We start from the raw sequence: 12016 nt of genomic DNA, 5'->3' as shown, positions 1-12016 counted from the left end.
CCGGGAGGCTCGGTGATGCGTGAACGATTCTGGGAGCAGTACCCGCTCGAGGAGCTCACCGCGCAAGAGTGGGAGGCCCTGTGCGACGGCTGCGGCCAGTGCTGCTTGCTCAAGTTCCAGGACGACGACACCGGTGACCTGGCCGTCCTGGGCGTGGCCTGTGAGCTGCTCGATATCCATAGTTGCCGCTGCAGCGACTACGCCAACCGTCAAGCCCGGGTGCCGGATTGTACGCGGCTGACGCCCGAGCGCATCGACGAATTTCGCTGGTTGCCCAGATCCTGCGCCTATCGTCGTGTGGCCGAGGGGCGCAAGCTCGCGGCCTGGCATCCGCTCATCTCGGGGGACCCGGAGCGCGTCCACCGCAAGGGGGTCAGCGTGCGCAGCTTTGCCGTCTCTCATCGGGATGTGCCGGATGAGCAACTGGAAGACTATATCATTGCGATACTGCCGATTGATGGCTGATCGCCTGTCGTGTCATCTCAGAGAGCCAGCGGGCCCGGCGTCAAGCCGGGCCTGCCGTGTTTCACCCCGCTGTGCCGCTGGACGCGAGCCCCAGCGCCCACAGGGTAAAGGCGTCCTGGCGGGCGTTATCGTGCCAGGCCTTGAACCTGCCCGAAGCGCCGCCATGGCCGGCATCCATGTCGGTGCGCATCAGGACTGGCCCGCGGGCCGAGCCGAGTTCAGTGACGCGGGCGTATAGCTTGGCAGGCTCCCAGTAGGGCACCCGGGAGTCGTGCCAGCTGCCCTGAAGGAAGAGAGCCGGATAGGGCAGGGCCGAGAGGTTGTCGAGGGGGGAGTAGCTGCGAATGTGCCGGCGCATGTCCGGGGTATCGGGGTTGCCCCACTCCGTATACTCGGCCGTGGTCAGTGGCAGGTCAGGGTTCTCCATGGTGCGCAGGACATCGACGAAAGGGACGTCGAGGACGGCCGCGCAGAATGCCTCAGGGGCCAGGTTGAGGCTGGCGCCGACCAGCAGGCCGCCTGCGCTGGCGCCGTAGGCTGCAATGCGCTCACCATCGCTGAAGCCCTGATCGACCAGGGCGTTGCGTGCCGCCAGGAAGTCCCGGAAGCTGTTCTCCTTGTACTCCATCTTGCCGGCGAGATACCAGGGCTCGCCGCGGTCGCCACCACCGCGAACATGGGCAACGGCGAAGGCCATGCCGCGACTGAGCAACTCGAGACGGGCCACCGAGAACCAGGGATCGAGCACCTCTCCGTAGGCGCCGTAGCCATAGAGCAGGGTGGGAAGGGGATGACCGACAAGGTCGGCACGCATCACCACCGAGACGGGAATGCGCTCGCCATCGTGGGCCGTGGCCCAGATCCGCTGGCAGGAGAGAGCGTCGGGCTGCAGGTCGCCATGGATCGTCTGGGTCTTCACTACCTGGCGTTCGCCGCTATCCAGGTCGTGCTCCAGCCAGCGCACCGGCATGACGAAGGACTCCTCACGCAAGCGCAGGCGTCGGCTGGCGAAGTGCGGCATGTCTCCCAGCATCAGGCTACACGGCGATTCGGGCAGAGGCAGGCGGACATCGAGGGTGACCGTATGGTGGGGGTCAAGTTCGATGACGCGCACGTGAACCTGCGCTTCGTGATGGTCACGCTCGGTCAATACCAGGCCCCAGGCGAAGGCATCGACACCCTCCAGCGTTGCCTCCTCGCGATGTTCAACCAGCGGCTGCCAGACGCCATCGGGCTGAGCTTCGTCCACCCTGTCCAGGCGGAAGTGCGGCGCCTCGCGATTATGCAGGACGTAGAAGTGGCCGGGGCGATGCTCAACGCCGTACTCCACCCCTTTTTCCCGGGGGCGGAAGCAGCGAGGGACGGTAGCGGGCTCCCGGGCGGGGACCAGAAAGCATTCACTGGTGTCCTTGGAGGCGCTATCCAGTACCAGCCATTCGCGTGAGCGTGTCTTGCCCAGGCCGACCCAGAACTCGGGGTCCGACTCCTGCAGCATGCATATTGGCTCTTCCGCCCGGGGAGTGGCGCCGGCTTCCAGGCTGAGAGGTAGCCGCCAGATGCTGTCCGGACGCTGGGTCGCGTCGAACCGGGTGAAAAGCAGCGTGCGATTATCCTCGGCCCAGCTCAGCTCCGAGGCGATATCATCGAGCAATGCAATCGGTTCGCCGTAGGGCAGGTGCTTGATATAGAGTGTGTAGCGCTCATCGCCGCTGATATCCTCGGTCCAGGCAAGCCAGTGCTCGTCCGGTGACAATGCCATGTCGCCGAGCTCGAGGAATCGCTGCCGTTCGGCCCTGGCATGCAAGTCGAGAAAGGCGGTGGCTTCCTGCTCGCGGCCATTGGGATGTCGCCACCAGACCGGATAGTCGGCATCGGCCGCCGTCTCGCTCCAGTAGGTGTGGTGGTCCAGTGCCGTTTTCAGGCCATGAACCGCAAGCTCCCGGCGTGCCAGATGGCCGTGGTAAAGCCGTTCCACCAGGCCGTCGAGGGGCATCATCCAGGCGCGGGATTCCTGGTTGGCCGCCTCGAGAAAGGCGCTGACGTCCGGGTCGTCACGATTCTCGAGCCAGTGCCACTCGGGCTCTTCGGCGCGGCGAAAGCGGGTGACGGGGGAAAAGGGGGGCTCGTCGGTTGACGTCGTTTCGCTGGTGTTACGGGGTGGCTGTGCTTTCATTGGGTCGCGTGTACCATACTCAATAACGAATTCCATCCTGTGCGGTCCGACTCTCGGCCGACCGTAGCGCTGATAAAGAGGTATCGATGCTGACGACCGATTCGATGTCCCTACTATGGCTGACCTATCTGGGTTTGTCGCTGGTGATACTCGTCACCGGCTATCTGGGACTGGCTTTCCTGCCGCGCCTGTTGCGGTTACCTCTTACCTGGGCGGTGGCGGGGATACTCTGGGTGCCCACGCGTTTCCGCTTGCCACTGGTGGAGGAAGACGAATTCTATACCGGGATGGCACCGGCCGTGGTAGTGGCAACCGTGGCCTTTCTCGAGCGCAATGCGACTGCGATGATGTCTTCCGCTCTGCTGGTGGTGGCCGGCGCCGGGCTGGGAATCGCCGTTGGGCTGCTGCAATGGTGGATGCTGCGACCGACCGATGACGAAATGCACATCGACGATGACGATAACAATGGGCGTGATGGCCGCGACGGTGGACAATCCCGTGAGCCGCGCGAGCGCCGTGAGCCGATGATCGGCTAGGGAGCCCCGATGGGGAGGGTGTTGCATAAGAGTTGGCTTTGGCTGGCAGTGCTGCTGGTTCCAGCGTTGCTGTCGGGTAGCCTTCCTGCGGCCCCTCTGGAGGAGCGGCCGGACGTCAGGGTGATCATCGACGTTTCCGGCAGCATGCGCCATAACGATCCGGAGCAGCTGGCCGCGGAGGCGCTGGAGCTGCTGGTGGCCTTGCTGCCCAGCGGGGCGAGAGCCGGCGTCTGGACCTTCGGTGAGCGCGTCGAGAATCCGCTGCCCCAGGGGCCGGTGACTTCCGCCTGGCGAGAACAGGCGATGTCGCTGGCGCCCCGGCTGGTGGAGTATCAGCAGTTCACCGACATCGAGTCCGCCATTCGTGACGCGGCGGCTCCCGAAACCGATGGCCATCGCCATCTGGTGCTGCTGACCGATGGAGTGATCGACCTGTCCCCGAGGCTCGGTGCCAAGCCGGGCGTCGACGATGTCTCCCGCCGGACATTGCTGGAGTCACTCGGCCCCCGCCTGGCCGCCGGGGACGTCGCGATTCATGCCATTGCGTTCTCTGACGAGGCCGACCTGGACCTGGTGGAGCGCCTGTCCCAGCAGACCGGCGGCCTGTCGGCCCCGGTCGAGAGCCCGGACGCCCTGCTGGGCGCGTTCCTCAATATCTTCGATCGCATCTTCCCCAGCGATCGCCTGCCTCTGACCGACGATCAATTTCTCGTCGAGCCTGGCCTCGATGGCTTCACTGCCCTGCTGTTTCACGACGGGAAGGATGAGTCTGACGATCGCGAAGGGTCGCCTCCGGTTCTGATCGGTCCGGATGGCAGTCGATTCACGGCGGAATCTCCACCCGCGGGCGCCACCTGGCGAAGCGAGTCGCGCTATGATCTGGTGCAGGTCCCGAACCCCATGCCTGGGCAGTGGCGGCTCGAAGGGGGAGTGGACAAGGATAGCCGGATCACCATCGCCTCACCGCTGAGCCTGCAGACCAGTGGCATTCCCGGCTCGCTCTACCTGGGTTTCGACGTGCCACTCGAAGCCTGGCTGACCCATGAAGGGGAGACTGTCAACCAGGATGCGCTGCCAGCGCATCTGGAGATGACCGTCTCATTGCATGACGACACGGGTTCGACCCAGTCGGCGGTGGTGCTCGAGCAGGCGGAGGAGCGCTTCACCGGTACCTTGCCGGCACCTGCGCTGACGGGAACGGCCCAACTGGTGATTCGAGCCGAGGGACAGGGCTTCCGGCGCCAGCGGATTCAAGCGGTCAACGTCCTGCCGGCCATCGCGGCGCGTCACGAGGAGGAGGCCGAACGCGTCGTGTTGACGGCCGAACATCCGTTGCTGGATCACGACAATACGCGTCTGCATGGGCAGCTGCAGGGGGCTCGATTGGACGCCGAGCCGCTGGTGTCACGGCGCTGGATGATCGAGCTGCCGGCGCTGGATCCCGGGCTAAGTCAGCCATTGCTGTTGCGAGCAGAGGTCACGCTCGACGGTGAAACACGTGAGCTGCGCCTGCCCAGGCTGTTGCTTTTCCCCCAGGGCGAGACCGCGATCGACCAGGCTGAAGGCCCTGCAGTGCTGGGTATCGAGCGCTTCCATGAAGAGCTGGATCCAGTGCGTGAAGCGCGCGCTCCCGTCTCGCAACCCGGCAGCATGGATCGGCTCCTCACCCTCGTGGAGCGACTCCCGCGTCTGGCCCAGAGCCAATGGGACGACTGGCGGCCCATGCTGGACCGACAGCTCGAGGCCGGCAGGCAGGATCCACGTATCTGGGGGCTGGTATTGCTGGTCGCTGTGGTGCTGTTGTTGCTGGGTCTGATCTGGCGGCGCCAGCAGCGGCGCGGGCGTCGACGCTTCACGACGACGCAACGGGAGGAGCCGCATGTGTGAGTTGTTGGGTATGAGTGCCAACGTGCCCACGGATATCTGTTTCAGCTTTACCGGCTTTCTGCACCGTGGCGGCGGCACTGGACCGCATCGGGATGGCTGGGGTATCGCGTTCTACGAAGCGGGAGGTTATCGCGACTTTCGCGATCCGCACCCCTCGATTCGCTCGCCGATCGCTCGGCTGATCACCGATTACCCGATCAAGTCTCACATCGCCATCAGCCATATTCGCCAGGCAAACGTGGGAGAAGTGCGCCTGGCCAATACCCACCCCTTCACGCGGGAAATGTGGGGACGTACCTGGTGCTATGCTCATAACGGTCAGCTCGAGGGCTGGCAGGCTCTGCCGCTCAGTTTCTACCGTCCGGTGGGCGATACCGACAGTGAGCATGCCTTCTGCTGGCTGTTGGCTGAACTGCGCCACCGTTTCCCCGACGCCCCGCCGCATGGCGAGTCTATAGCGCTCTGGCAATGGCTGCATGCGCTCTGTGAGCGGCTGCGCAGCCTGGGCGTGTTCAACTTGCTGTTGGCAGACGGTGAGTATCTTTACACCTACTGCTCCACCAAGCTTGCCCATATCACTCGGCGTGCACCCTTCGGCAAGGCCGAGCTTTCCGATGCCGAACTGACGGTGAACTTTGCCGAACACACCACCATTGCAGACGTCGTATCGGTGGTGGCCACCGAGCCACTGACCTGTAATGAGGAGTGGGTGCGAATGCAGCCGGGTGAGCTTCTGGTCTGGCGTCATGGCAAGATCGAGGCCCGCTTCGGCCCCTGGTGAGGTGGTCGACTGACGGCAGGGTCGGGGGCTAGCGTGGAAGCCCCTATTTGCCTTTTTGGCGGTTTTTGCCCAGCTTTGGAGACAGCAGCTTGCCAAAGGGACGGATGGCCTGGACTTGAACGTCTGTTTCAATCGACTGTTTTACAGTGGTGTGGCGCCTGGTATATCTTAGCCGCCTGGCCACAATAAAAACGGTCGATGCTCGATGGTGAGCGACCGACGTCGACGATGCTGCGGAGATAATGTTGATGAGTGAGCACGCCAATGCCCAGATTCTGACTGGACCCGAGCTGAAGGGGATGGAAAATTACCGGTCGCTCATGGATGTCTTCCATGAGGCGGTGAAACGCTTCGCCGATAACCCCGCCTTCACCTGCATGGGGCAGACCCTCACCTTCGCCGAACTGGACAAGCTCTCCGGACACTTTGCCGCCTGGCTACAGCATGAAACCGGGCTGCAGCCGGGAGACCGCATCGCCATCCAGCTGCCTAATGTGCTGCAATTCCCGGTGGCGGTATTCGGCGCCATGCGTGCCGGTCTGGTGGTGGTCAATACCAACCCGCTCTATACCGAGCGCGAGATGGCCCACCAGTTCAAGGATTCCGGTGCCAAGGCAATCCTCATTCTCGCCAACATGGCGGACAAGCTCGAGAAGGTGCTCGACCGCACCGATATCGAGCATGTGCTGGTCACCGAGCTTGGCGACCTGCACGGTTTCCCCAAGCGCTTCCTGATCAATGCCGTGGTCAAGTATGTCAAGAAGATGGTGCCGTCCTACTCATTGCCCATGGCGGTGCCGTTCCGCAAGGCGCTGAAGGACGGTGCTTCGCGCAATCATCGCGAAGTCGAGCGCGAACTGGACGATATCGCGGCGCTGCAATACACCGGCGGTACCACCGGCATGCCCAAGGGCACCATGCTGACCCACTGCAACCTGGTGGCCAACATGCTGCAGGCGGAAGCGGCCATAGGCCCAGGCCTGGACGAGGGCAAGGAGGTGGTGATCGCGCCGCTGCCGGTCTACCACATCTATACCTTTACCGTGAATTGCCTGTTCCTGATGAAAACCGGCAACCACTCGATCCTGATCACCAATCCTCGCGATCTGGACAACTTCGTCAAGGAACTGAAGAGCATCAAGTTCACGGCCTTCATTGGGCTGAACACGCTGTTCAATGCCCTGTGCAACCGTGATGACTTTCGCAGTCTCGACTTCTCGCGCCTGCACCTGACCATTTCCGGTGGCATGGCGCTGACCAAGGCTTCGGCTCAGCGCTGGAAGGAGGTCACGGGTTGCGATATCGCCGAAGGGTACGGGCTCACAGAGACCTCTCCGGTTGTCAGCTTCAACCCGGTCGACGACATTCAGCTCGGCACCATCGGCAAGCCGGTGGCCGGTACCTCGGTCAAGGTCGTGGATGTCGACGGCAACGACCTGCCGCTCGGAGAACCGGGTGAACTGTGCGTCAAGGGTCCGCAGGTGATGAAGGGGTATTGGAACCTCGACGAGGAGACCGCCAAGGTGCTGAGCGACGATGGCTGGTTTTCCACCGGTGACATCGCCGTGTTGCAGGAAGATGGCTTCATCAAGATCGTCGACCGCAAGAAGGACATGATCCTGGTGTCGGGTTTCAACGTCTATCCCAACGAGATCGAGGATGTTGTGGCGACACACCCCGGCATCGTCGAGTCGGCAGCCGTCGGCGTGCCTGACGAGAGCAGCGGCGAGGCGGTCAAGCTGTTCGTGGTCGCCAGGGACGAGAGCCTCGACGAGCAGAGCCTGCGCGACTGGTGCAAGAAGGAGCTGGCGGCTTACAAGGTGCCCAGGTTCGTGGAATTCCGCGATGAGCTGCCGAAGACCAACGTCGGCAAGGTGCTGCGTCGCCAGCTGCGCGACGAAGAGCAGGGAGAACAGAAGGCCTGACCCACCCGGGTCGCCGCCAGGTGCCATTAGGCGCGACCCGCCGCTGAGCGTTACAATGACCTGCCCGTTCCGGCCTCTCCGGAGCGGGCAGGTTTTTTCCATTTGCGCGAGGATGCCGTGACCACCGCAACCCGTCCAGGTTCTGCCGCCACTGCCCCGGAACACAACGAACTCGACCGCCTCTATCGGGCGCTCGATGCTGTCATGCTGCGTGACCGTGCCGGGCTCGGACGTCGGCTCGACGGGCTGGGTCGGCGCCTGAAAGAGGGCAAGCCGGCCGACCGGGGGGTCGCCGAGGCCGGTCGAGCCGTCGAGCGTTCGTCCGCGCTGGTTGCACAGCGTGCGGCAATGCCGGTGACGCTGGCCTATCCCGAATCCCTGCCGGTGGTCGAGCGTCGCGACGACATTCTTGCCGCCTTGCGCGAACACCAGGTGGTGGTGGTGGCAGGGGAGACGGGGTCCGGCAAGACCACCCAGCTGCCCAAACTCTGCCTGGAGCTGGGCCTGGGGCGTCGCGGCCTGGTCGGCCATACCCAGCCGCGTCGGCTGGCGGCACGCTCCGTGGCGACGCGGCTCGCCGAGGAAATGGCCGTGCCCCTGGGCGGACAGGTGGGGTACCAGGTGCGCTTCACCGACGAAACCAGCGACGACACCCTGATCAAGCTGATGACCGACGGTATCCTGCTGGCCGAAACGCGCCATGACCCGGATCTCACCCGCTACGAAGCGATCATCATCGACGAGGCTCACGAGCGCAGCCTCAATATCGACTTCCTGCTCGGCTATCTGAAACGGCTGCTGTCACGTCGTCGCGATCTCAAGGTGATCATCACCTCGGCGACCATCGATGTGGAGCGTTTCGCCGCGCATTTCTCCCTGCCCGGTGAGGATGGCGAGCCAAGGCCGGCACCGGTGGTGGAGGTTTCGGGCCGCACCTATCCGGTGGAGGTGCGCTATCGGCCCCTGGTGCGTGACGCCGAAGACGAGGCCGACCGAACGCTGCAGGAGGGCATCCTCCATGCGGTGGAAGAGATCGAGTCGGTCGAACGCGAGAAGCGCTGGTTCCATGGTCCCCGGGATATCCTGATCTTCCTGCCCGGGGAGCGTGAAATCCGTGAGGCGGCGGATACCCTGCGGCGCGCCGACTTCAAGGGCACCGAGATACTGCCGCTCTATGCGCGGCTCTCCAACGCCGAGCAGAACCGGGTCTTCGCGCCTCATGCCGGACGTCGCATCGTGCTCGCCACCAATGTTGCCGAGACCTCGCTCACGGTGCCGGGCATACGCTATGTCATCGATCCCGGGCTGGTGCGTATCAGCCGCTACAGCTACAAGTCCAAGATTCAGCGCCTGCCGGTGGAGCCGATCAGCCAGGCCAGTGCCGATCAGCGCAAGGGGCGCTGTGGCCGGGTGGCGGAAGGTGTCTGTATTCGCCTCTATGACGAGGAGGACTTCCTCTCTCGCCCGGGCTTCACCGACCCCGAGATCCGGCGCACCAACCTGGCCTCGGTGATCCTGTCCATGCTGTCGCTGAAGCTGGGTGACATCGAGGATTTCCCCTTCGTCGACCCGCCGGATGCCCGTTTCATCAAGGATGGCTTCCGCCTCCTGTTCGAGCTGGGCGCCGTGGACCAGGCCAACCGGCTGACGCCGCTGGGCCGCAAGCTGAGCCGGCTGCCGATCGACCCCCGCCTGGCCCGAATGGTGCTGGCCGGCGCGGAGCAGGGTGGGCTGCGCGAGGTGCTGGTCGTGGTCTCGGCACTGGCGGTGCAGGATCCTCGCGACCGGCCGGCGGACAAGCGCGAGGCCGCCGATCAGGCCCATCGACGCTGGCAGGATCCGGACTCCGATTTCGTCGCGCTGCTCAACCTCTGGCATGGCTTCGAGGCGGCGCGTGACGAGTTTTCCGGCAACCGGCTGCGGCGCTGGTGCAAGGAGCACTACCTGAATTACCTGCGCCTTCGCGAATGGCATGACACCTTTCGCCAGCTGCGCCAGCTGCTGCGCGAGATGGAGATCGAGGTGCCTCCTCCCACGCGGACGACGCATGAGGTCGAGGACGAGCAGGCCAGGGAACGGGCACATCGCGAGAGCGCCGTGCAGCTTCACAAGGCGCTGCTTCCCGGGCTGCTGTCCCACCTGGGCCTGCTCACCGAGAACCGCGAATACCTGGGGGCGCGCAACCGTAAGTTCTTCATCCACCCCGGGTCGGGGCTGGCCAGGAAGTCACCCAAGTGGTTGATGGCCTTCGAGCTGGTGGAGACGTCGAAGCTGTTCGCCCGCACGGTCGCCAGGATCGAGCCGCAGTGGATAGAGCCTCTGGCCGACCACCTGGTGAAGCGCACCCATAGCGACCCCCACTGGGAAATGAAGCGTGCCCAGGTGGTGGCCAATGAGCAGGTGACCCTGTTCGGGCTGCCCATCGTCTCGGGTCGCAAGGTTCACTATGGCCCCATTGCCCCCGGTGAGGCGCGTGAGCTGTTCCTGCGTCGCGCCCTGGTGGAAGGCGAATTCCGCACTCGGGGAGACTTCTTCGACCACAACCGCGCATTGGTCGAAGAGGTCGAGGGGCTAGAGGATCGGGTGCGAAAGCGTGATATTCTGGTCGATGAAGAAACGCTGTTCGCTTTCTACGACGCCCGAATTCCCGCCGACATTCACAACGGCAAGGGATTTGAGCATTGGCGGCGCCAAGCCGAGCGCGACGACCCCGACATTCTCAAGTTCGACCGTGAGGCACTGCTCGCTCGTGAAGCCGAAGAGATCACCCAGGAACAATACCCGGATGAACTGATGCTGAATGGAGTACGCTACCCATTGAGCTATCGTTTCGAGCCTGGTGCGCCCGACGACGGCGTGACCCTGACAGTGCCGGCTGCCATGTTGCCCCAGCTGCCACTGGCACGCCTGGAGTGGCTGGTGCCGGGCCTGTTGCGTGACAAGTGCATCGCACTGCTGAAGTCGCTGCCCAAGTCGCTGCGACGCCAGGTGGTGCCGATTCCGGACTGGGTGGATGCTGCCCTCGAGGCGATGGTGCCCGACGACATCCCCCTGACCGAGGCCTTGGGCGAGTTCCTGCGCCGCAAGACCGGTGCGCGGGTTCATCCAGACGATTGGCGCACGGAGCAGGTCGAGCCGCACCTGATCATGAACCTGAAGGTGGTCGATCACGAGGGGAAGACGCTGGGCGAGGGGCGCGATGCCCGGGCCCTGGAGCGCCGTTTTGAGGCCGCCGCCGGCGAAGGCGCCAGGGCCCTGGCCGCGGAAGCCAGTGCCGCTGAGGCGGTCACGGACCTGCCCGTAGAGGCGCTGCCGCCGTCCCGAGTGACCACGCAGGCCGGCATACGGGTCGAAGCCTTTCCGGCGCTCGTGCCCGATGGCGAGATCTTTCGGGTCGAACTCTTCGATCATCCTGGCAAGGCCGAGCAGGCGCATCGCACCGGTGTGGCGAGGCTGGCCATGGCGAGGCTGCCGGAGCAGGTCAAGGCCATCGAGCGGCTCTCCGGCCTCCATACCTGTGCACTGCTGTTTGCCAAGGTCGGCAGCAAACGGCAGCTCAATGAGGACGTGGTAGAAGCCGTGTTCACCCAGGTGCTGGCAACGTCACCCCTGCCGCGTTCCCGGGAGGAGCTGGAGACCCGCCTCAGCCGTTGTGCCGCAGGGCTTCTGCCGCATGCCGAAACCCTGGTCGCTACACTGCAGGCCTCACTCGAAGGGCACCTGGCAGTGACCAAGGCGTTGAAGGGCAATCTCAGCCTGGCACTGGCGCTGGTTTACAGTGACATCAAGGCCCAGATGCAGCGTCTGGTACACCCTGGCTTCGTGGGGGAGGCCGGTGAATGGCTCTTCGAATACCCACGCTACATGGAAGCCGCGCTGCTTCGTCTGGAGAAGGCACCGCGGGAGCGCATGCGCGACCAGATGCACATGCAGATGGTGCAGGACCTGGAGGCACGTCTGGCGGCCCGGCGCGAGAGCCAGCGGCGTGGTGGGCACGAGGACCCGGAACTAGTCGAGTTCGGTTGGTGGATCGAGGAACTGCGTGTGTCGCTGTTCGCTCAGCAGCTCGGCACCCGAATGCCGGTATCCACCAAGCGCCTGGAGCGACGCTGGGCCGAATTGACAGGGGCAAGGCCGGCCGGCGGTTAACGACAGCAGCAGGTGGGGGCAGGCGGGACGTGGCCCAGGATATTGGGACATCGGAGAGGCCGGTGTCCGGTACAGAACAGGCGGCCAGGTGGCCGCACGA

7 protein-coding genes are annotated in these 12016 nt (G+C 64.3%); 6 read left to right on the top strand and 1 reads right to left on the bottom strand.

All coding sequences use genetic code 11. The features are described 5' to 3' along the window. The first annotated feature begins 15 nt into the window (after positions 1 to 15). Positions 16 to 465 carry a YcgN family cysteine cluster protein gene (locus tag DU505_RS16045; RefSeq protein ID WP_114479999.1) on the top strand — a complete coding sequence of 150 codons (450 nt, stop codon included), beginning with the start codon at positions 16 to 18 and terminating at the stop codon, positions 463 to 465. 61 nt (positions 466 to 526) lie between these two features. On the opposite strand, the gene DU505_RS16040 is transcribed toward DU505_RS16045, so the two are convergent. Next, on the bottom strand, positions 527 to 2638 hold the full coding sequence (locus DU505_RS16040; RefSeq protein WP_114479998.1) for a S9 family peptidase: 2112 nt from the start codon (positions 2636 to 2638) through the stop codon (positions 527 to 529). A gap of 86 nt (positions 2639 to 2724) precedes the next feature. Between DU505_RS16040 and DU505_RS16035 the strand changes: the two genes are divergently transcribed. From DU505_RS16035 to hrpA, 5 genes are all read left to right on the top strand, one after another. Next, positions 2725 to 3174 carry a hypothetical protein gene (locus DU505_RS16035; protein ID WP_114479997.1) on the top strand — a complete coding sequence of 150 codons (450 nt, stop codon included), beginning with the start codon at positions 2725 to 2727 and terminating at the stop codon, positions 3172 to 3174. Positions 3175 to 3192: 18 nt separating this feature from the next. Then, the gene (locus DU505_RS16030; protein ID WP_422667052.1) at positions 3193 to 5061 is read left to right on the top strand and encodes a VWA domain-containing protein; all 1869 of its coding nucleotides are present in this window, start codon (positions 3193 to 3195) and stop codon (positions 5059 to 5061) included. Beyond that, complete coding sequence (locus tag DU505_RS16025; protein ID WP_114479995.1) at positions 5054 to 5842, top strand: class II glutamine amidotransferase; 789 nt, start codon at positions 5054 to 5056, stop codon at positions 5840 to 5842. The genes DU505_RS16030 and DU505_RS16025 overlap by 8 nt, the downstream gene beginning before the upstream one ends. 248 nt (positions 5843 to 6090) lie before the next feature. Next, positions 6091 to 7767, top strand: a complete 1677-nt coding sequence (locus DU505_RS16020; RefSeq protein WP_114479994.1) for an AMP-binding protein — start codon at positions 6091 to 6093, stop codon at positions 7765 to 7767. Positions 7768 to 7884: 117 nt separating this feature from the next. Continuing rightward, the gene (gene hrpA, locus DU505_RS16015) at positions 7885 to 11916 is read left to right on the top strand and encodes an ATP-dependent RNA helicase HrpA (RefSeq protein WP_114480023.1); all 4032 of its coding nucleotides are present in this window, start codon (positions 7885 to 7887) and stop codon (positions 11914 to 11916) included. Positions 11917 to 12016 lie beyond the last annotated feature (100 nt).

Origin of the sequence: Billgrantia montanilacus (genome assembly GCF_003336675.1) — a bacterium.
Lineage (GTDB): Bacteria > Pseudomonadota > Gammaproteobacteria > Pseudomonadales > Halomonadaceae > Halomonas > Halomonas montanilacus.
This window is presented reverse-complemented; position numbering and strand designations above follow the sequence as displayed.

Coding starts and splice junctions, on each gene's coding strand:
- DU505_RS16045 (WP_114479999.1), top strand. CDS start 16: ATGCGTGAACGATTCTGGGAGCAGTACCCGCTCGAGGAGCTCACCGCG.
- DU505_RS16040 (WP_114479998.1), bottom strand. CDS start 2,638: ATGAAAGCACAGCCACCCCGTAACACCAGCGAAACGACGTCAACCGAC.
- DU505_RS16035 (WP_114479997.1), top strand. CDS start 2,725: ATGCTGACGACCGATTCGATGTCCCTACTATGGCTGACCTATCTGGGT.
- DU505_RS16025 (WP_114479995.1), top strand. CDS start 5,054: ATGTGTGAGTTGTTGGGTATGAGTGCCAACGTGCCCACGGATATCTGT.
- DU505_RS16020 (WP_114479994.1), top strand. CDS start 6,091: ATGAGTGAGCACGCCAATGCCCAGATTCTGACTGGACCCGAGCTGAAG.